The following is an 18,254-nucleotide window of genomic DNA, read 5'->3' as shown; positions in this document are numbered from 1 at the left end:
ATCCATGCGCGCTGACCGCGAATAACTGTGGGCACACTTGAAGAATGTTGCGGGTGGGTGAAACGGGTTGCCGGCGTTCTGCGGTCGTGGTAGAGCCCCGAACGCCTGTTTTGGTGACGAAAGCGTGGCGGAGGATGCAGGATTCGAACCTGCGCGGCGTTCGCGCGCCGACCACGACGCCAGGGGAGTCGTCGATGAAGGGCGCCTTCATCGACGTCAGGTGGATGAAGGAGCCCTTCATCCACGCAAAAGTCACGCTTGGCCGGGCATGCCGGACGCAAGTCTGCAGACACCACCAACAAGCCGGACACGACTTTGCTGCGGCCCTGCCAAATGAGGCGGATCGGCCGTCTCCCTCGCATCCGCGAGTACCCCTGCCAGGAATCGAACCTGAATCTCGGCGTTCGTAGCGCCGCACTCTCTCCATTGAGCTACAAGGGCGAAATAAAGTGCACTGAACAGGGAGAGCCGCCCTGCTCGGCTTCCCGAGGGGCGGCTCCCTGAGCATGACGTCCTACCGGATCATGAAGGGGAACCTGTGTCGCTCACCTGCGAGAACGGTCGCGGGAACGGTCGAGCTGAGCTGAATCGGCGGCTCATGGTGTTCCCCTTCCTTCTCGGTGTTGACCAAAGTATTACGGGCGGACTGACCGCCCGTCAATCATTTGTCAGGCACGCTCGTAAGTCATGAACGAAACCCCGCTCTCGAACAGCTGCGCGTTGGTGCGCGCGAACTTGGTGATGTCGGCCTTCCCGTCGAACAAGGGGATGCCGCGCCCGAACACCACCGGGTGGATCTTCAACAGCAGCTTGTCGATCTGGGGCAGCAGTTCGGCGGCCAGTTTGCCGCCGCCGCACAGCCAGATGTCGAGGCCGTCCTCCTCCTTCAGCCCACGCACGCGGCCTGCGACGTCCTGGCGGATCACCTCGACGTCGTCCGGGGTGCCGGTCAGCGACGACGACACCACGAACTGCCGCAGGTGGGCGTAGGGCGAGGCGAGTCCGCCCGGTACCTGGTAGGTGTGGCGGCCCATCAGCACGGTGTCGAAGTTCCGGTTCGGCGCGTCCTCCAGGCCCAGGGCCGCGCGGAACTGGGTGGGCAGCGTGTCCGGGTACTCGGCGTTGATTCCGGCCATGTGGTCGCCTTCGAAGATGAACCCGTCGAAGGTGCCGTCCTCGGCCGCGATGAACCCGTCCAGCGTCACTGCCACGTAGTAGACGAGCTTTCGCATACAGATCATCCCCTCGGAGTGGTTTAACCACGACAACTGTAGTACTATGGCTGTAGTGGTTGTCAAGGAGGATTCGTGGTCCGGAACGAAGCACGGCGAACCGCCCTGTTGGACGCTGCGATCGACGTCCTGGCGGAAGAGGGGGCGCGGGGACTGACCTACCGCGCGGTCGACGCGAAGGCGGAGGTTCCTGCGGGCACGGCGTCGAACTACTTCGCCACCCGCGACGACCTGATGTCCGAGGTGGCGATCAGGGTGACGCAACGGTTGGCGCCGTCCGACGAGTCGATCGCGGAGTCGCTGGCGTTGCCCCGCGACAGGTCGCTGAGCATCAAGTTCATGCACGACATCATCAAGCGAGCGGACGCGGACAAGGCGTGCTACCTGGCGTTGATGGAGTTGCGGCTGGAGGCGACGCGCAGGTCGGACCTCCGCACGGCACTCACCAGGACGATGGCTGACAACCTCGAGTTCAACATCGCGTTCAACGAGGAGTCGAAGCTGCCGGGTGACCGGATGACCGTCATCCTGCTGTACTTCGCGATGACGGGGTTCATCTACGAACGGCTGACCTTGCCGGACATCACCGAGCCGATGGACCTCGACGAGTTCATCGAGGTCCTCGTCGACAGGGCTATCGGCTCAGCGGGCCACCGGTGATCGTCAGCGACACGGCGATCACCACGATGCCCAGAGTGGAGTAGAGGAACGCGTCCATGCCGCGGCCGCGGATCTTGATCAGACCGGCCTGCTCGTCGGTCACCAGGACCCTCAGCACGGCCGCCACCAGCAGCGACAGGCCGAGCAGCACGGCGCCCTGCCGCCAGTGGTACTGGAAGATCCGCACCAGCCCGAACACGCCGATCCCGAGCACCAGCGCGAACGGCAGGTGCTTGCCGGGGCCCGACCGCCAGCGCTGTTCCGGCATGAGCGCTTCCGCGTCAGACCGCCGCATGGGCGCGCTCGGCGGCTTCGACGGTGTTGGTCAGCAGCATCGCGACGGTCATCGGGCCGGCGCCGCCGGGGATCGGGGCGAGCCAGCCCGCGACCTCGCGGACCTCGGGGGCCACGTCGCCGACCAGGCCGGCCTCGGTGCGCGTGATGCCGACGTCGATCACGGCCGCGCCCGGCTTCACCATGTCGGCGGTGATCAGGCCCGCGCTGCCGGCGCCCGCGATCACGATGTCCGCGCGGCGCACCTCGGCGGCGAGGTCCTTGGTGCCGGTGTGGCACAGCGTCACGGTGGCGTTCTCGGTGCGGCGGGTCAGCAGCAGGCCGATCGGGCGGCCGACGGTGACGCCGCGGCCGACCACGGTGACGTTCGCGCCCGCGAGCGGCACGTCGTAGCGGCGCAGCAGCTCCACGATGCCGCGCGGGGTCGCGGGCAGCGGCGCGTCCACGCCGAGCACCAGCTTGCCCAGGTTGACCGGGTGCAGGCCGTCGCCGTCCTTGCGCGGGTCGATCCGCTCCAGGATCGCGTTGGCGTCGAGGTGCTTGGGCAGCGGCAGCTGCACGATGTAGGCGGTGACCTCGGGGTTGGCGTTCAGCTCGTCGATGACGGCTTCCAGCTCCTCCTGCGTGGTCGACTCGGGCAGGTCGCGGCGGATCGACTTGATGCCGACCTTCTCGCACGCCTTGTGCTTGCCCTTCACGTACGAGTGCGAGCCGGGGTCGTCGCCGACCAGCACGGTGGCCAGACCGACCGAGCCGGGCAGCGCGGCGACCCGCGCCTTGAGGTCCTCGAACAGCGCGTTCCGGGTTTCGTTGCCGTTGAGCAGCGTCGCAGTCACGTCCTCATCCTCCCACTGGGCAGCGCGGCGACGCCCACCGACACCAGCGTCAGCACGACACCGATGACCGTCGGCAACGCCAGGTGCCCGCTCGCCGCGTCGAGCAGCACGGCACCGATGAGCTGCCCGCACACCGCGCACAGCCCGACCATCAGCACCCCGATGAACCGCACGGACACGATCGCGCCGCCCACGCCGACGATGCCGAGCAACCCGCCGATGTAGAGCCACCAGTCCGACGGGAAAACGCCGGGCACATCCCGCGCGGCGACCAGGTTGACGAGCAGCAACGCCGTCGTGCCGGTGGTGAAGTTCACGAGAATCGTCGTCACCGAGTGTCCGGCGGCCTCGCGCACCAGCCCGTTCACCGCCTGCTGCCAGCCCAGCAGCAGCCCGCCGACCAGTGGCAGCACCGCGAGCCACAACGCGCCCGGCGAGGTGAACCGGTCCGACACGGCGACCACCACCGCGACGACACCGACGGCCGCGCCGAGCACTCGGGTGAGCGTCAACGGCTTCGGCTCGCCCGGCCCGAGGCCCCGCCGGTCCACGACCAGGCTGCTCACCACCTGCCCGACGACCACGGCGACGGTGAACACCGCCACGCCGATCGTCGCGATCGCGATTCCCTGCGAGGCCACCAGAAACGCGCCGGCGATCCCTCCGACGCACTCCCACCAGCGGATCCGCCGCCCGGCCAGCGCGGCCCGCAACCGCGCCAGCCCGTCGCGTCCGGACTGTCGCGACAGGACTGCCACCACCAGCACGAGCCACCCGCCGCCGAACGAGATCAACGCGGCGAGGAAACCGTTGTGCAACGACTCCGCCAGCGACCCGTTCACCCTGCCCTGGACCGCGACGGCCACACCGCCGATCGCGGCCAGCAGACCACCGGTCACCTGCGCGGACCGCGACACGAGCTCCTCCAGCCGAGACGGGGGTGTGTTCTTGATCAGCTTTAACCTGGCAGGTCCACCGCGTTAAGGTCGGGCCTCCACCGTTCGGCGCAGCGGCGGGGGACGTGTGCGATCCGGCGATTTGCAGGGGAAGATGTTGGCGTGTCCGAGCCGAAGCCGTTGAACCCTACCGAGCAGGACGCTCTGGTTAAGCAGATCGGCCTGACTCTCATGCGGGCCGCACCAGAGGACTGGCGCAGTGTGATCGCGCAGTACCGAGCCACCGGCCGGTACTTCGAGCTGGAGGCCGAAATGCGGCTTCAGGACGGCACCTCGCACGCGTGGGCGCCGCCGCAGGAGGTCGCGTCGCTGTTCGCCCGGCTGCGGGCCGGCATGCACCGGGAGGGCCGGGGCAGCTGGACGAACGCCCGCTACCAGCTCGATCACCCGTCGAGCTACAACCTCGACTTCGACCGCGCCGAGCCGGTCTGGCAGACGCCACCGCCGCAGCAGGCGTACTTCGACGAGATGCGGTTCTTCCCGCGTGCCGACGAGAACGTCCCCGAGTGGCTGCGCCGCAGGCTGAACCCGCCGACGCCGGTGTTCCGCACGGTCCGCGTGTTCGACGGTGCCGGTCCGGGTGGCCGTCCGTCGGTCAACCGGCCGCCGGTGCCCGAGGCCGAGGTCGTGCCGCTGCTGGCGTACCTGTCGAACGCGCCGGTCGCTGTCGCGGGCCGCGGTTTCGACGCCGACGTCCTGCACCCGGACTCGCCGCAGGTCGTGCCCTCCGGGTTCCAGACCGACGGTGCCTGGATCTGGCCCGTCGGCGTCTCCTACTACCTGCGCAAGTACGGCGTGCCGCCGGAGCCGGAGCTGGTCGAACGCGCGCGGGCCGCCGGTTTCAGCCTGCCGGAGGTGTCCGAGGAGTCGAGGCTCGCCGCCGCCGCGAACCTCGGCGCGCCCGCCGCGCCGCCCGGAACCGTCGTGCCGGTGCCTCCGGAGCCCGTGCAGCCGGTGCAGCAGCAGCCCGAACCCGAGCCCGAACCGGAACCGGAGCCGGACGCGACGCAGTACGTGGCCCCGCCGTCCTTCGACGACGAAGAGCCGGAGGAGTACGACTTCGAGCCGATGTACCCGGAGCCGCAGGCTGCCGAGGTCAGGACCGGGCAACCGCAGGTCGAGGCCGAACCGCAGCACGCGGACCTCGGTGCCACGGTCGCGGTGCCGGTGCCGCCGCCGGTCGGTGACGGTCCGCCCTATCGGGTGGTCTTCGACTCCGACGGCGTGCCCGACCACGTCGACGACCGGCGCCTGCGCGACACCTACGGCGCGGGCATGGACCTCTTCGCCCCGCACCCGAGCGAGCCCGAGGAGCCGGAGCCCGTGGCGGAGGTCGCGCCCCCGGTCGTCGCCGAGGCCGTGGCCGAGGAGCCGAACGAAACGGACGTCCGGCACGAAGACGATGTCGTGGACGCCGTCGACGAACCCCAGATCCCGACCGCCGGACCGGACGAGCCCGAGCTCTTCACGCACCACCGCGAGGAGGAGAGCACGGCGAGCCTCGTCCCGGAGGCAGAAGAACGCCCGCGCGACGTCATGCAGGACACGATGGCGTGGAACCCGGTCCTCGACGAGCCGGCGGAGAGCCCGGCGGAGGTCACCGAGGAGCACCCGGTCGTCGCGGTCGCGGAGGACGAGCCCGACCTGGCCGAGAACGAGATCGAGTCCACGACCGCGTTCGAGGCCCAGAAGTTCGAACCGCAGCCGTTCGAACCGCAGGCCTTCGAGCCGGAACCCGTCCCCGAGCCCTTGCCGGTGGCGCCTCCGGTCGTGCCGGTCTCGGTACCACCTCCGCCCGCGCCTGCCGAGGAGACGACCCAGTTCGACGCGGCGCTGTTCAACGAGCCGGAGGCCGAGCCGGAACCGGAACCGGAGCCGGTGAAGCCGCCCCGCACGGTCACCCCGGAGGAGGACCGCGAGCTGGCGGGCACCCGCCGCGCGCTGGACGACCTGAGCGTCCCGCACGGCGTGTACCGGATCGGCGAGCCCGCCGACCGCACCTGGACGCTGCGCCTCGACGGCGACAGCTGGGAGGTGTGCTGGTTCGACCACGGCCCGAAGAGCCCGGTGCGGTTCGACAAGGTCGAGGACGCGTCGGCGTACCTGGTCGGCAAGCTCGTCCTCGGCAACTTCCGCACGATCGTGCGCACGCCGCCGCCCCCGCCTCCGCCGCCACGGCCGGTGGGCAACGGTTTCCGCGAGGAGCCGCGCCGCCCGGTGCCGCCGCAGCGCCCGCCGATGCCCCAACCGCAGGCGGCCCCGCCGCCGCCTCCTCTGCCGGCACCGGCACCGGCACCGGCACCCGCGCCGGCTCCCGCACCGGCACCGGTGGCCGCCGCGGTCGCGCAGGAGGAGCCGTCGAAGCGGAAGTTCCCGATCGCACCGCTCGCGGGCGAGCCGCCGCTGACGTTGTTCCGCCACAAGCAGATGTTCGAGCTGCCGGCGGGCACCGAGGTCGACCGCTACGGCGACCAGAACGGCAACCTCGTCTACGTGGCGGGCACCCCGTTCCCCGAACGCAGCCTCGTGCCGTCGTGGATCAACCGCCCGTACCGCGTGTACCGGTTGCGCCGCCCGCTCGAGGTGCTGACGGGCGTCGCCGTGCCGTGGTTCGAGCAGCCCGGTGGCGGAACCGCCTACCTGCTGCCGAAGTCGATCGAGGAGATGGTCGCCGACGGTGTCCTCGTGGAGATCACGGGATCAGCTGACAACTGATGTTGGTGCCATCCGATGCCGAGTTCATCGACGCGTTCGGTGTCGGTACGCAGGCCGAGGACGAGCCGTGGGTGAGGGTCGTCCAGGTGCAGGACGTGCGCGTTTCGTTCGACGCGCACGCCTCGTCGGTGCGAGTGCGGTGGTTCCAGGGCGACGATCCGGTGGTCGACCTCTACCGCGAACGCGCGACTCGGATGCTCGTGTGGTCCGGCAAAGGCGAGTCGCACGTCGCCGTGGAGTTCGAGGACGGCGAGATGCACGTGCGCATCCACCCGTCCGTGCGAATCACCTCACGAGACGACTAGCCCGTAGGCCGCGGCGAACGCGATCGCCTGGTCGACGTCGATGAGGGCTCCGGCGAGCTTGGCCTGCCGGAGCCCGTTCGCGTCGATCAGCGCCCCGCGCAGGTCCGCGCCCTCCAGCTTGGCGTCGAGCAGCCGTGCGCCCATCAGGTCCGCCTTGCTCAGGTCGGTGTTGCGCAGGTCGGCCTCCATGAGGTTCGTCTCGCGGAACCGCTGCCCTCCCAGCTTCAGCTCGTACAGCGGCGCCTTCACCAACGACGCCAGCGTGAAGTCGACCTCGGTGAAGGCGATCGGCCGCAGCACGCAGTCGACGAAGTTCGAGCCCATGAGGCTGCACGAGGTGAACGACGACCGCGTCAGCACCGTGCGGTCGAAGGTGCACTGCCGGAACGCCGTCGCGTGGTGCTTCGACTCGCCGAGATCCGTCCGGGTGAAGTCGCACCGGGTGAACGTGCACCCCGTCGTGACGAGCTCGCGGAGATCGGCTTCGGTGAAGTCGCAGTCGGTGAAAGACCGCTTCTCCCAGTGCTGTCCGGGCAGAACCGCGTCGGCGTAGTCCTCGCCGATCTCTTCGTCGGGGTTGTCCACTCTCACACTCTGCCACTGTCCACGTGTTGGTAACGTGCGGGACGCCGGGCGACCTGCCCGACGTCAACGAGGACCGTCATTCGGGAAGGCTCATGACCCGCACGCCCGTGAACGTCACTGTCACCGGTGCAGCCGGCCAGATCGGCTACGCACTGCTCTTCCGCATCGCCTCCGGCCACCTGCTGGGCCCGGACACCCCGGTCAACCTGCGGCTGTTGGAGATCACCCCGGCGCTGAAGGCCGCCGAGGGCACCGCGATGGAGCTCGACGACTGCGCCTTCCCGCTGCTCAAGGGCATCACGATCACCGACGACGCGAAGACCGCGTTCGACGGCGTGAACGTGGCCCTGCTCGTCGGCGCCCGCCCCCGCACCAAGGGCATGGAGCGCGGCGACCTGCTCGAGGCCAACGGCGGCATCTTCAAGCCGCAGGGCGAGGCGATCAACGCCGGCGCCGCGGACGACGTGAAGGTGCTCGTGGTCGGCAACCCGGCCAACACCAACGCCCTCATCGCCCAGCAGCACGCGCCGGACGTCCCGCGCGAGCGCTTCACCGCGATGACCCGCCTGGACCACAACCGCGCCCTGTCGCAGCTCGCCAAGAAGCTGGGCGTCGCGGTCACCGACATCCAGAACATGACGATCTGGGGCAACCACTCGGCCACCCAGTACCCGGACCTGTTCCACGCCAAGGTGGGCGACAAGACCGCCGCCGAGGCCGTGAACGACCAGGCGTGGCTGGAGAACGACTTCATCCCGACCGTCGCCAAGCGCGGTGCGGCGATCATCGAGGCCCGTGGCGCTTCTTCCGCCGCCTCGGCCGCGAACGCCGCCATCGACCACATCTACGACTGGGTCAACGGCACCGAGTGGACCTCGATGGCCGTCCCGTCGGACGGTTCGTACGGCGTGCCCGAGGGCATCATCTCGTCGTTCCCCGTCAAGTGCTCCGGTGGCTCGTACGAGATCATCCAGGGCCTGGAGATCGACGAGTTCTCCCGCGCCCGCATCGACGCCTCCGTGGCCGAGCTGGTCGAGGAGCGCGACGCGGTCAAGGGCCTCGGCCTGATCTGATTTCGTGGCACTGTGGGCACGTGCGCATTCCATGGGACGTGCCCCAGCCTCAGCTCTCCGATGACGTGCACCCTGCGCTCGCTGATGCCGCCCGCGCGGCGTCAGCGGCGTACGGGCGCGCGCGATCACTGCACACACGCGTCGAACTCCGCGAAGAAGTCGCGGACGGCGCCGATGGAACGCCGACGATGCGCGTCGACCGCATCGTCGAGGACGCGGTGCTGGAGTCCATCCACCGCAACCGCGTGAACCTCCTCTCCGAGGAAGCCGGGTTCGTCGACAACGGTTCCTCGATCACGCTGGTCATCGACCCGGTCGACGGGTCAGCGAACGCCGCGTTCGGCGTTCCTCTCTCGTGCTTCGCCGGTGCTCTCGTTGAGGACGGCACGGCCAAAGAAGCTTTGACGACGTGGTTCGACACGGGCCGTGCGTGGCATGCGCGCGCAGGAGTTCCGACGTCGTTCCACACGACCGGACGCACCACTTTGGACGGCGCGTCCGTGTGTCTGATGCGCCCCAAGACCGGCACTCAGGACGCGTGGCTGCGCATCGCGAACCGCGCCGACCGCATCCGGGTGCTCTGCACGACCTGCCTGGAGACCATGCTGGTCGCGGAGGGCACCGTCGACGCGTTCATCGATCCGGGCAGCGACACGCACCGGATCATGGACCTGGCGACGGCGCTGGTCACCGTGCCCGCCGCGGGTGGGGTGCTGGTCGACCTGCGCGGGCGGCCGTTCACCTTCGACCCCGACCTCAGCAGGCGGTGGTCAGGCGTGGCGGCAGCGACTCCTCAGCTCGCCGAGGAGTTGATCACGACGGTGCTCGGTTAGATCTCGCCCCGCGGCTCGACGATGCAGTCGGGGCCGGGGAACACCAGGCCCTCGTGGCCGTCGTTGAACCGGACCAGGTACGGCGGCTGGCCGTCGGTCCCGCGCACTTCGAGGATCTCGCCCAGACGCTCTTCGAGGCCGACCGATCGGCTGTGAACGTGGAGCCTGTCACCAACGGTTGCTTGCATGATGCTGCGACACCTCCGGTGTGCGGCGTGAGGCATGGCGCGCTGAACGCGTAAAGCCTAGGCCGACACCGGAGGAACGCAACAGGGCTCAAGGCCTCATCCGCCGCAGGCTGAGGAGACCTTCGCGACGAGATCGGCCTTCTGCTGCACCCAGTCCGCGGCGGAACCGACGTTCTGCATGCCGTTGGCCGCGTCCTGCAGAGCCTTCTTCACCTGCTCGTCGGGGGAGGAGTTCGCGAGGTTCTGGAGCTCCTTCGCCTTGGCCTGGGTGTCCTCCAGCGCCTTCTGCGGGTTGCTCAGGTCCGGCGAGAAGCCCAGCAGCTGGATCGCGTCGGCGCACAGCTTCACCTTGTCCGCGGTGTTGCTGACTCCCTGGATCGTGTCGCAGGCCGTCAGGCCACCCAACGCGATGACGGCTGCTGCCAGCGGTCCGACTAGGCGCATTCGCTCTCCTTGTGCCCGATGTGTCCGTTTGTGTTGCTTCCGACTCTACCGATGCGCGTCCTGCTCGACCTGGCGCTGGTACAGCTTCCGAATCACGTCGTCGATCTCCGGCTCCACCACGGCCAGGTCGTGCACCTCCACCTGCCGCACCACCTGGGTGATCAACTGAGCCGCCGTCATCTCCGCCCTCCTGAACGTGAGGTGGTGCCGCAACCCGTTGGCCTCACTGCGCACCGCGGTCACTCCGGGGACGTCCGGGGCCGGCCCGGGTTCCCTGAGGTCGATGACCAGCTCACGTTCCGGGGTCACCTCGGCGCGCAGCTCGTCCAGCGGCCCGTCGGCGAGCACCCGGCCGTGGTCGATCACCATCAACCGCGGGCAGAGGCGTTCGATGTCGTCCAGGTCGTGCGTGGTGAGCAGGAGCGTCGTGCCGCGGCGGGTGTTGATGTCCGCGAGGAACTCCCGCAGGCGCTCCTTCGACTCCAGGTCCAGGCCGATCGTCGGTTCGTCGAGCACCAGGAGCTCCGGCGCGTGCAGGAGCGCGGCGGTGATCTCACCGCGCATCCGCTGGCCCAGCGAGAGCTGCCGCACCGGGGTGATCAGCAGCTCCTGCAGGCCGAGAAGTTCGACGCACTCGTCGAGCCGCCGCCGGTAGTCCTCGTGGCTCACCCGGTAGATCGACCGCAGCAGGTCGAAGCTGTCCTTCAGCGGAAGGTCCCACCAGAGCTGGCTGCGCTGGCCGAACACGACACCGATGCGCTTCGCGAGATCGCGGCGCTGCTTCGCCGGGTCCACGCCGTCGACCAGGAGGTGGCCGCTGGTCGGGACCAGGATCCCGGTCAGCATCTTGATCGTCGTGGACTTGCCGGCGCCGTTCGGACCGACGTACCCGACGGCCTCTCCCGCCCCGACGTCGAACGTGACGCCGTCGACCGCCGTGACGGTCTTGTAGTTGCGCCGCAGGCCTTTCGACGTGGCGACCTTGAACTCCCTGCGGAGCTCCCTGACCTCGATCATGATCCCGTTCCCCGGTAGTGCCTGACCGCGAACCGCCACACCAGCCCGGCAGCCGTCGCCGCCAGGACCGCGACGAGCGGTGATGTCCAGCCGACCCAGCCCGGCAGCCCGAGCGGGTCCTGTTTCCCGAGCAGCGCGAGGCTCGGGTAGTACGCGACGAACGCTCCCGGCACCACGAACGCCATCAGCCAGCGCAACGGCCGGGCGTAGACGTTGATCGGGTACGACGTGAAGGCGTTGCTGCCGTAGGTGACCGCGTTGGCGAACTCCCGCCCCTCGACGATCCAGAAGCAGATCGAGCAGGCGACCACCCAGACCGAACCGTAGATCACCGCGCCCGCCACCGGCGTCGCGACGGTCAGCAGGATCTTCGCCGGCGACCAGTCGACCGCGACGTGCGAGAGCGCGTAGGCCATGACGGCGAGGGCGCCGGTGATCCGCCCGATCCGGCGCAACCGGATGTCGGAGCACATGATCTGCGGCAACGTCCCGAGCGGTCGCATCAGCAGCACGTCGAAGTTGCCGGTGCGGATGTACGTCGGCAGGTTGTCGAGCTGCCCGGCGAAGAGGTCGGCGACGCCGAACGCCGCGCCCGCGAAGGCGTACATCAGCAGCACCTCGTCCCTGCTGAACCCGCCCAGCGCGGTGACCTGGCCGAAGAGCACCAGAATCACGATCAGCTCGTAGGACTGCGCCATCACCTGCGACACGAAGTCGATCGCGAACGAGCCGCGGTAGGCGAGCTGGCTCCTGATCCGCGCGCCGATGAGCCGGGTGTAGATGACGTCAGCCACCCTGGACCACCACCCTGCGCACCGCGCGTTGCAGCATGAAGTGGCCGAGCGCGAGGACGACCACGGCCCAGATGGCTTGGTACAGCAGGAGTTTCGCGGCGCTGCCGTGTCCGAGGAACACGTCGATCGGCGCCTGCAGCAACGCGGGGAAGGGTGACGCCCACAGCGCGTTCCTGGCCCACTCCGGGAAGAACGCGATGGGCACCGTCAGTCCGCACAGCAGGCCGGAGGTCACGTTCCAGAACCCGTACACCCCGCGGTTGTCGAGCAGCCAGAACGCGCTGGCCTCCACCAGGAACCGCACCCCGAAGCTGATGACCAGCGCGATCGTGGCACTGAGCAGGAACAGCGGCCACCGCAGCGGGTTCTCGGGGAACTGGAACGGGAACAGCAGCATGCCGAACACCATCGGCGGCGCCAGCCTCACCAGCAGCGCGAAACCGCCGCGTCCGACGTCCTCGGCGAGGAGGGCGCCCTGGAGATGCCACGGCCGATAGAGGTCTACTACCACGTCACCGGATCGCACGCGCTCGGCGAGCTCGTTGTTCCCCCACAGCAGGACGAACCCGAGCAGCCCCTGCCCGATCCAGACGTACGTGTTGGTGGCAGCGATGTCGTAGTTCGCGATCTCGCCGTGCGCCGCCTTGACCGCGGCGGTGATGATGGAGAGTCGCAGCAGGCCGAACACCACGTTCGTGGTCATTCCGGCCAGCATCGCTTGTCGGTAGGTCGAGTACCTTCGAAATCCAGCAATGATCAAATCGGCGTGGACACGCACGTCGGTCTACGTTAGTGACCGTCGCAAGTGGATTTTCAGTTGATCGAGACGTTGGACTCGTGGTCGGGACCCGAGAGGTCGAAGCGCGTGCCACCCCTCGGCTGGTCGCCCGGGTAATTCGCGGTCTCCCCGAAGCCGCCGGGGCAGATGCCGAGCCCCGGCACCGGCTCCCAGTTCCCGCCCGCCGAGAAGTGTGCGGCGTTGACCCAGCCCCAGTACCCGTTGTCGCCGAGCGTGTAGGCGAACCAGTCGTTCTTGATCGGCCCGTACTCCAGCTTGACGACCCACTTGCGCTGACAGACGAACCAGCTGTTGCCCGCACCGAGCACGCCGGTCGTGTTGTCACGCCCGGTGAACGTCGCCGAGCCGTACATCGACCACAGGTGGTTGGAACGCCAGATGGCACAGGTGTACGTCGGCGAGTACCCGGCGTGCGCGCCGGACTGGTAGCAGGCCCCTGCGGCCTGTGCTGTCGGGGCGCTCACCACCAGAGATCCCGCGACAGCAAGACATGCGGCGAACGCGCGAAGCTTCTTCATGATCCCCCCAGGACGTTTGCCGGGGAATCATAGTCAGCTGCCGAATGCGCTGGTGACGACCTCTCCAGCTCCTGGCTCAGACCCCAGGCAGAGGAAGTAGTTGCGCGACCCGTCCGCGTACCCGACAGCAGTGATGTTCCAGCCAGTCGTGTCGACGGTCGGCCGCGTGTTCGCCTTCATCGCCGCGGGCGTGCAGACGTTCTTCACCTCGGCGGAGGCCAGCAGCTCGTCGGAGTCGACCGCCGGGATGTCTCCGGAGAGCCAGCCACCCGCGAACGCCTCCCAGAAGTGCTCGTCCGCGCAGCTGCCGACCTTGCGCGCGGTCGCTGCCTTGCCTCCCACGGCGTTGATCCCCCGGAAGCAGGTCGACTTGTCCACGCAGTACCCGCTGTCGCACTTCTTTAGGAACGGCGGAACGTCCTCCTGCCCGCCCTGCCGCGTCGTGGCCGGTCCGGGCCCCTGGGCGCCGACCTTGTCTCCGTTGAACAGGTTCCACGTGAGCACACCGCCAACGACGAGCACGACGAGTCCGGCCGCGGCGGCGACCAACGGCCACGTCTTGCGCTTGGGCCGCGGAGGCACCGGCACGGTGGGCTGCCGCATCGGGTCGAGCAGCTCGTCGCGCAGCTGCGCGGCACTGGCGGTACGCAGGTTGGCGTCGGGGTGCAGCGCCCGCGCCAACGTCTCGTGCAGTGCCGCCGGCACGCCCGCCACCGCGGGCACCGGCCGGCGCAGGATCTCGCCGAGCTGGTCGAACGACGTGATCGGCCACGGCACCGGACGCGGCGGCTTGCCCGCGAGCAACGTGTAGAGCGTCGCGGCGAGCGAGTAGACGTCGGCCTGCGGCGTGGGTTCGGCCAGCGCGAACGCTTCCGGCGGCGCGTAGCTGGGGCTCAGGGCGTCCCTGGTGACCGTGCTGCCGCCCTGCGCGTCGAGCAGCGCCGCGAGCCCGAAGTCCGCGAGCTTCGGCGTGCCGTAGCGGTCGACGAGGATGTTGCCGGGCTTGATGTCCCGGTGCAGCACGCCTTCCGCGTGCGCCGCCGCGAGCGCGTCCGCGAGCTTGATCCCGAGATCGCGCACCTGCTCCGGGTGCAGCGGCCCGTGCCGGTCCAGCCGATCGGCGAGCGACCCGCCCGTGCACAGCTCCATGACCAGGTACGGCGTGCCCTGCGCGGTGATGTCGGCGTCGTGCACCCCGACGACGTGCGGGTGCCCGGACAACTTGGCCGCGGCCTGCGCCTCCCGGAGGAACCGCCTGCGGTCGCGCTCGGCGGCGAGCACCCGGTTGTCGATCTTGACCGCGACGTCGCGGCCCAGCTGTGCCTGATGGGCGCGGTAGACGGTGGCGAATCCACCGGCGCCCAACGGTCTCAGGTCGGTCAGGCCGGGGATGCGGGGTGCGGTCACGCGCGGCAGCCTAGCTCCGCACCCCGACAGTTCCGCTCAGCCCGAGCAGTTCAACGAACCGCTGCGCAACGCGTGACCGTCCTTGTTGTCGTCGTCCGACCACAACACGAGCTTCTTGCCGTTGACGCAGCTCGGCGAGATCGCGAACCCTTCGAGGTTCGTGTTCGGCAGCGTCGACGGCCGGTTGTACTTCGCCGTGACCCTGAACTTGCCGCTGCTGATGGCCAACGTCGTCGTCTGCCCGTTGCAGTTGTTGTCGCAGATGGCCCACAGCTTGCTGCCGTCGAACTCCAGGTCCATCACCTGCGCGTGCCCGCTCGCGAACTTCGCCAGCAGCTTCGCTTCGCCCTGCAAGGCGTAGACGTAGACCTCGCCGGTCGCCTCCAGCCCGACGAAGAACAACCCGCTGCCGTGGCCGGGGTAGTCCGCGGGGTCGTAGGTCCTGCCGGAGTCGTCCGTGAAGCCGTTCCTCGTGAGGTACGAGTCCGGCACCCAGGAGATGGCCTCAGGCCCGTCGTTGGGGTCGACCTCCGGCATGCCGCCGAGCTCCCACTCGGCCACCGCGTTGCTGCCGGTGCCGTACTTGAGGATCTTCGGCGCACTCACGTCGCCGTCGTCGTTGTCGCGCTCAACGGCGACGAAGAGCCCCTCCGGCGTGCTCACGACCCCTTCGGCATCGGGGTCGCCCTGCCCGTCCTGGTAGTGGAGCGACCGCTTCTGGTCGACCTTCCAGGTGCTGCCGCTCGGCACCAGCCGGTAGAGCGTGGACGGGCTGTTCTTCACCGCCCACACGACGTTCGCGCTCTCGAACGAGAGTCCGCTGAGGTTCTTGCCGAAGACGTTCGACCCGTCGGCCGTCCTGGTGGCCGAGTCGCCCGGCCACGTCGTGGCCGCCTGCGCCGGACTCGCCACCAGACTCAGCGCGAGGACCGCGAAAACGCCAATCACCTTGATGCGCAACGGAAACCGCCCTTCTCTCCCCGAGGCAAGATCGCACCTCGTTCGGGCTGGCGGCGGACGTCCAGTGGACCAGACGGTGAACAGCGGGCGCTACTTCGCCTTCGCCGCCGCCTTGGCCGCCTTCTTGAAGTCCCGAACCTCCAGCAACGACTTCTGGTCGGTCACATCCGCGACGCTGCGCCGACTTCCGTCCTCACCGTAGTGCCCGGCGGCCTCCCGCCACCCGTCCGGCGTGATGCCGAACTGTTTGCCCAAAAGGGCCAGGAAGATCTTCGCCTTCTGCTCCCCGAACCCCGGCAGCGCCTTGAGCCGCTTCAGCACCGCGGCCCCGTCCCCGTCGGCCCAGATCCGCGTGACGTCCCCGTCGTAGGCCTCGACGACGAACTGCGACAACGCCTGCACCCGCTTGGCCATGCTGCCGGGGAACCGGTGCACGGCGGGCGGGGTGGCCATGATCGCGGCGAACTCCTCGGGGTCGGCCTCGGCGATGCGGTGGACGTCCAGGCCGCCCATGCGGTCGGCGAGCACCTTGGGGCCGGAGAACGCCTTCTCCATCGGAATCTGCTGGTCCAGCATCATGCCGAGCAACAGCGCGAACCGGTCGTTCGCCAGCAGGGCGTCCGCGGCGGGGTTCTGCGCGAGGCAAAGCGTGCGGGTCATGGCGGCAATCCTGGCACGATCGGCCCAAGCTCACGACTTCGGTATTTATCATCGAGAGATGGGGGAAATGGCTCTTCCGGCGCTGCCGGGTGTACGAAGTCGTGTCCCGATCGGCACGATTGTCGTTCTGGCCTGCTGGGCGGTTTGCACCGCGCTTTACCACCTGGGTGCTACCGGTTTGTTCCCGGCGGTGCGCCGGGACCCGGAATCGCTGATGGCGGGTCAGGTCTGGCGGTTGGTCTCGCCGGTGCTGGTGCAGCCTGACCCGTGGTCCGTGGTGATCGGCTTGGGGGTGACCGCCGCGCTGGTGGGGACCGTGGCGGAGCGGACGTTCGGCACGGGCCGGTTTCTCGGGTTGTTCGCGTTGGGCGCTCTCGCCGGGCACGGCATCGGGGAGTTGTGGCAGCCGTATTCCGGTGGCATCTCGGTGGCGTTCTGCGGGCCGCTCGGCGCATTGGCCGTGTACGTGTTGATGGCGCGAATTCGGCGGTTCTACCTCACGGCTGCGATCGTGCTCGTGGGTGCTGTTGTGCTGAGTGCGATCACCGACATTCACGGGCCGCCGATTCTGGCCGGTGCGGTCGTCGGGTTCTTCCTGCGCCCTAGGCCCCGGCGACCCTGACCTCGGAGACGACCTGGCGCACCAGCACGCGCAGCGCCTCGCGGTCGACGGTGGCCGGGTCGTCGGCCAGCCAGTCGCCGATCTCGCGCACGAACTGTTCCGGCGTCATCGGCGGGACCTCGAAGTCGAGGTCGTCGTCGCAGGTGACCTCGCCGGCCCGGCTCGGGTAGACGATCAGGGCGCCGCGGATCTCCAGCCACGGCAGGAGCTCGGCGAAGCGTTCCACGCCGTCGAGGAGCTGGGAGCCGCCGCCGCGGAACGGGTGGCCGTTGCGCCAGAGCTCGCCGTCCTCGTCGCAGTAGTAGTGGCCCGGCAGCCACGACTTCGACTCGATCAGGACCAGACGCCTGCCGCACAGCAGGGCGTGGTCGATGTCGGTGAAGACGGAGCCGGGCCAGGCGAGGCCGTGGAAGATGCGCACGCCCGGTAGCTGCGTGAGGTACTCGGTCAGCAGTCCGGCGGTCAGCCTTTCGCGTCTGTTTTCACCCGGACGGCCGAAAATCGTGTTCCCGTCGTACTCCCCGGCGAACGCCCGTTCGGCCCGTGCCAACGCCGAATAGCGGCGCACCAGTCGGAACGCCCCGTAACCGGCGCCCGCCACGAGGGGGAGCCAGACGGCCAGCAGCAGTGGGGACAGGGGCATCGCCAACGGGATGAGCAGGACGAACCACCCGCCGATCGCGGCGGCCGCCGGGGCGTGGCCGAGGCCCGTGGCGGGGACGTAGCGGACCCGTGCGCCCAGGTCGATGCGGTGCCACCAGTCCATCGCGCCGAGGTCGACGCGGGGGCGTGGTGCCATGTAGTTCGGGTCGTCGCCGAAGTCGCGCAGCCTGCCTGTGCGGCCCGTTCGGCGAGGTCGCGGGCGTGCCTGCGGGCGCACGACGGGAGGTGGCGGGGCGGCCGGGCGGTCGTAGTCGGCCCGGCGGACCGGGTCCTTCAGCGTCTCGTAGGCCTCCTGGAGCAGGCGGAAGCTGCCTGACGTCCCACCCGCGTCCGGGTGCATGACCTTGGCGAGAGAGCGGTAGGCCGACTTGATCTCCGCGGCGCTGGCGCCCCGGCTCACACCGAGCAACTCGTAGTAGTCGATCCCTGGCACGACACCGTCCAGTTCGAGGTTGGTGCATGAACCTTATTGGGTCCAACACTTTCGCCGGGCATACGGCCCGCGATTACCGGTCTAGTGTGTTGCTACGCAGTGCGAAGGGGCCTGTAGCGCAGTGGTCGTCGCGCCCTCCTGCACGGGAGGGAACACGCCGGTTCGAATCCGGCCGGTCCCGCGGAGCACCCACCCTCCTCGGCTTTCGCCTTTCCTCCTCCTCGTACGGTTCCGGCGCGCTCCCGGTTCACCATTGACGA

At 69.0% G+C, this 18,254-nt stretch carries 21 protein-coding genes and 2 tRNA genes; 7 read left to right on the top strand and 16 right to left on the bottom strand.

Translation table 11 applies throughout. The features are described from left to right. Positions 1-369 precede the first annotated feature (369 nt). Positions 370-441 (bottom strand) — tRNA-Arg (locus tag ABZV40_RS02075). A gap of 227 nt (positions 442-668) precedes the next feature. After that, positions 669-1,232, bottom strand: a complete 564-nt coding sequence (locus ABZV40_RS02070; RefSeq protein WP_355434377.1) for a dihydrofolate reductase family protein — start codon at positions 1,230-1,232, stop codon at positions 669-671. 75 nt (positions 1,233-1,307) lie between these two features. Here ABZV40_RS02070 and ABZV40_RS02065 point away from each other — a divergent pair, with 75 nt between their 5' ends. After that, complete coding sequence (locus tag ABZV40_RS02065) at positions 1,308-1,892, top strand: TetR family transcriptional regulator (RefSeq protein ID WP_355434374.1); 585 nt, start codon at positions 1,308-1,310, stop codon at positions 1,890-1,892. Here the strand turns inward: ABZV40_RS02065 and ABZV40_RS02060 are convergent. From ABZV40_RS02060 to ABZV40_RS02050, 3 genes are read right to left on the bottom strand one after another with little or no spacing between them, the layout of a single operon-like run. Continuing rightward, entirely contained in the window at positions 1,867-2,160 is a 294-nt protein-coding gene (locus ABZV40_RS02060) for a DUF3017 domain-containing protein (protein ID WP_355434961.1), read from the bottom strand. The two genes, ABZV40_RS02065 and ABZV40_RS02060, sit on opposite strands and share 26 nt — an antisense overlap. Before the next feature lie 13 nt (positions 2,161-2,173). Continuing rightward, positions 2,174-3,022, bottom strand: coding sequence for a bifunctional methylenetetrahydrofolate dehydrogenase/methenyltetrahydrofolate cyclohydrolase (locus tag ABZV40_RS02055; protein ID WP_355434372.1), 849 nt, complete (start codon positions 3,020-3,022; stop codon positions 2,174-2,176). Beyond that, positions 3,019-3,939, bottom strand: coding sequence for a DMT family transporter (locus ABZV40_RS02050; RefSeq protein ID WP_355434369.1), 921 nt, complete (start codon positions 3,937-3,939; stop codon positions 3,019-3,021). Before ABZV40_RS02050 ends, ABZV40_RS02055 begins: the two co-directional genes overlap by 4 nt. 141 nt (positions 3,940-4,080) lie before the next feature. Between ABZV40_RS02050 and ABZV40_RS02045 the strand changes: the two genes are divergently transcribed. Together ABZV40_RS02045 and ABZV40_RS02040 are read left to right on the top strand one after the other, a co-directional pair. Next, positions 4,081-6,693, top strand: a complete 2,613-nt coding sequence (locus tag ABZV40_RS02045) for a TNT domain-containing protein (RefSeq protein ID WP_355434367.1) — start codon at positions 4,081-4,083, stop codon at positions 6,691-6,693. Next, complete coding sequence (locus tag ABZV40_RS02040; protein WP_355434365.1) at positions 6,693-6,998, top strand: hypothetical protein; 306 nt, start codon at positions 6,693-6,695, stop codon at positions 6,996-6,998. Before ABZV40_RS02045 ends, ABZV40_RS02040 begins: the two co-directional genes overlap by 1 nt. Here the strand turns inward: ABZV40_RS02040 and ABZV40_RS02035 are convergent. Next, positions 6,984-7,583, bottom strand: a complete 600-nt coding sequence (locus ABZV40_RS02035) for a pentapeptide repeat-containing protein (RefSeq protein ID WP_355434362.1) — start codon at positions 7,581-7,583, stop codon at positions 6,984-6,986. The two genes, ABZV40_RS02040 and ABZV40_RS02035, sit on opposite strands and share 15 nt — an antisense overlap. A 92-nt stretch (positions 7,584-7,675) precedes the next feature. Between ABZV40_RS02035 and ABZV40_RS02030 the strand changes: the two genes are divergently transcribed. Together ABZV40_RS02030 and ABZV40_RS02025 are read left to right on the top strand one after the other, a co-directional pair. Then, positions 7,676-8,656, top strand: a complete 981-nt coding sequence (locus tag ABZV40_RS02030) for a malate dehydrogenase (RefSeq protein ID WP_355434360.1) — start codon at positions 7,676-7,678, stop codon at positions 8,654-8,656. Between the two features lie 20 nt (positions 8,657-8,676). Further along, complete coding sequence (locus ABZV40_RS02025; RefSeq protein ID WP_355434357.1) at positions 8,677-9,489, top strand: inositol monophosphatase family protein; 813 nt, start codon at positions 8,677-8,679, stop codon at positions 9,487-9,489. Here ABZV40_RS02025 and ABZV40_RS02020 read toward each other — a convergent pair. The 9 genes from ABZV40_RS02020 to ABZV40_RS01980 all read right to left on the bottom strand — a co-directional run bounded on the left by ABZV40_RS02020 (position 9,486) and on the right by ABZV40_RS01980 (position 16,276). Next, the gene (locus ABZV40_RS02020) at positions 9,486-9,677 is read right to left on the bottom strand and encodes a DUF1918 domain-containing protein (RefSeq protein ID WP_030470815.1); all 192 of its coding nucleotides are present in this window, start codon (positions 9,675-9,677) and stop codon (positions 9,486-9,488) included. The genes ABZV40_RS02025 and ABZV40_RS02020 overlap by 4 nt on opposite strands. Before the next feature lie 96 nt (positions 9,678-9,773). Further along, positions 9,774-10,121, bottom strand: coding sequence for a hypothetical protein (locus ABZV40_RS02015; protein ID WP_355434354.1), 348 nt, complete (start codon positions 10,119-10,121; stop codon positions 9,774-9,776). A gap of 45 nt (positions 10,122-10,166) precedes the next feature. Further along, complete coding sequence (locus ABZV40_RS02010; RefSeq protein ID WP_355434352.1) at positions 10,167-11,138, bottom strand: ATP-binding cassette domain-containing protein; 972 nt, start codon at positions 11,136-11,138, stop codon at positions 10,167-10,169. Beyond that, positions 11,135-11,932: an ABC-2 family transporter protein gene (locus tag ABZV40_RS02005; protein WP_355434350.1), complete on the bottom strand. Its 798-nt coding sequence runs from the start codon at positions 11,930-11,932 to the stop codon at positions 11,135-11,137. Before ABZV40_RS02005 ends, ABZV40_RS02010 begins: the two co-directional genes overlap by 4 nt. Continuing rightward, positions 11,925-12,635 carry an ABC-2 family transporter protein gene (locus ABZV40_RS02000; protein WP_355434348.1) on the bottom strand — a complete coding sequence of 237 codons (711 nt, stop codon included), beginning with the start codon at positions 12,633-12,635 and terminating at the stop codon, positions 11,925-11,927. The genes ABZV40_RS02005 and ABZV40_RS02000 overlap by 8 nt, the downstream gene beginning before the upstream one ends. 110 nt (positions 12,636-12,745) lie before the next feature. After that, a complete protein-coding gene (locus ABZV40_RS01995; protein ID WP_355434345.1) occupies positions 12,746-13,249 on the bottom strand; it encodes a hypothetical protein in 504 nt (167 codons plus the stop codon). A gap of 33 nt (positions 13,250-13,282) precedes the next feature. Then, entirely contained in the window at positions 13,283-14,656 is a 1,374-nt protein-coding gene (locus ABZV40_RS01990) for a serine/threonine-protein kinase (RefSeq protein ID WP_355434342.1), read from the bottom strand. Positions 14,657-14,692: 36 nt separating this feature from the next. Continuing rightward, entirely contained in the window at positions 14,693-15,616 is a 924-nt protein-coding gene (locus ABZV40_RS01985) for a hypothetical protein (protein ID WP_355434340.1), read from the bottom strand. Between the two features lie 90 nt (positions 15,617-15,706). Continuing rightward, on the bottom strand, positions 15,707-16,276 hold the full coding sequence (locus ABZV40_RS01980; RefSeq protein ID WP_355434337.1) for an HhH-GPD-type base excision DNA repair protein: 570 nt from the start codon (positions 16,274-16,276) through the stop codon (positions 15,707-15,709). Here ABZV40_RS01980 and ABZV40_RS01975 point away from each other — a divergent pair. Beyond that, entirely contained in the window at positions 16,275-16,898 is a 624-nt protein-coding gene (locus tag ABZV40_RS01975) for a rhomboid family intramembrane serine protease (RefSeq protein ID WP_355434334.1), read from the top strand. The two genes, ABZV40_RS01980 and ABZV40_RS01975, sit on opposite strands and share 2 nt — an antisense overlap. Here ABZV40_RS01975 and ABZV40_RS01970 read toward each other — a convergent pair. Beyond that, positions 16,879-17,994, bottom strand: a complete 1,116-nt coding sequence (locus ABZV40_RS01970) for a DnaJ domain-containing protein (protein WP_355434331.1) — start codon at positions 17,992-17,994, stop codon at positions 16,879-16,881. The two genes, ABZV40_RS01975 and ABZV40_RS01970, sit on opposite strands and share 20 nt — an antisense overlap. Positions 17,995-18,100: 106 nt before the next feature. Here ABZV40_RS01970 and ABZV40_RS01965 point away from each other — a divergent pair. Beyond that, positions 18,101-18,175: transfer RNA gene (locus ABZV40_RS01965), tRNA-OTHER, on the top strand. Positions 18,176-18,254 lie beyond the last annotated feature (79 nt).

Origin of the sequence: Lentzea sp. NPDC004782, assembly GCF_040609115.1 — a bacterium.
In the GTDB taxonomy this organism is placed as follows: Bacteria; Actinomycetota; Actinomycetes; order Mycobacteriales; family Pseudonocardiaceae; genus Lentzea.
Note: the sequence above shows the minus strand (reverse complement) of the source record. Positions and strands in the feature narration are given on the sequence as shown.

Coding starts and splice junctions, on each gene's coding strand:
- ABZV40_RS02070 (WP_355434377.1), bottom strand. CDS start 1,232: ATGCGAAAGCTCGTCTACTACGTGGCAGTGACGCTGGACGGGTTCATC.
- ABZV40_RS02060 (WP_355434961.1), bottom strand. CDS start 2,160: ATGCCGGAACAGCGCTGGCGGTCGGGCCCCGGCAAGCACCTGCCGTTC.
- ABZV40_RS02040 (WP_355434365.1), top strand. CDS start 6,693: ATGTTGGTGCCATCCGATGCCGAGTTCATCGACGCGTTCGGTGTCGGT.
- ABZV40_RS02030 (WP_355434360.1), top strand. CDS start 7,676: ATGACCCGCACGCCCGTGAACGTCACTGTCACCGGTGCAGCCGGCCAG.
- ABZV40_RS02020 (WP_030470815.1), bottom strand. CDS start 9,677: ATGCAAGCAACCGTTGGTGACAGGCTCCACGTTCACAGCCGATCGGTC.
- ABZV40_RS02015 (WP_355434354.1), bottom strand. CDS start 10,121: ATGCGCCTAGTCGGACCGCTGGCAGCAGCCGTCATCGCGTTGGGTGGC.
- ABZV40_RS02010 (WP_355434352.1), bottom strand. CDS start 11,138: ATGATCGAGGTCAGGGAGCTCCGCAGGGAGTTCAAGGTCGCCACGTCG.
- ABZV40_RS02000 (WP_355434348.1), bottom strand. CDS start 12,635: ATGACCACGAACGTGGTGTTCGGCCTGCTGCGACTCTCCATCATCACC.
- ABZV40_RS01995 (WP_355434345.1), bottom strand. CDS start 13,249: ATGAAGAAGCTTCGCGCGTTCGCCGCATGTCTTGCTGTCGCGGGATCT.
- ABZV40_RS01975 (WP_355434334.1), top strand. CDS start 16,275: ATGGCGGCAATCCTGGCACGATCGGCCCAAGCTCACGACTTCGGTATT.
- ABZV40_RS01980 (WP_355434337.1), bottom strand. CDS start 16,276: ATGACCCGCACGCTTTGCCTCGCGCAGAACCCCGCCGCGGACGCCCTG.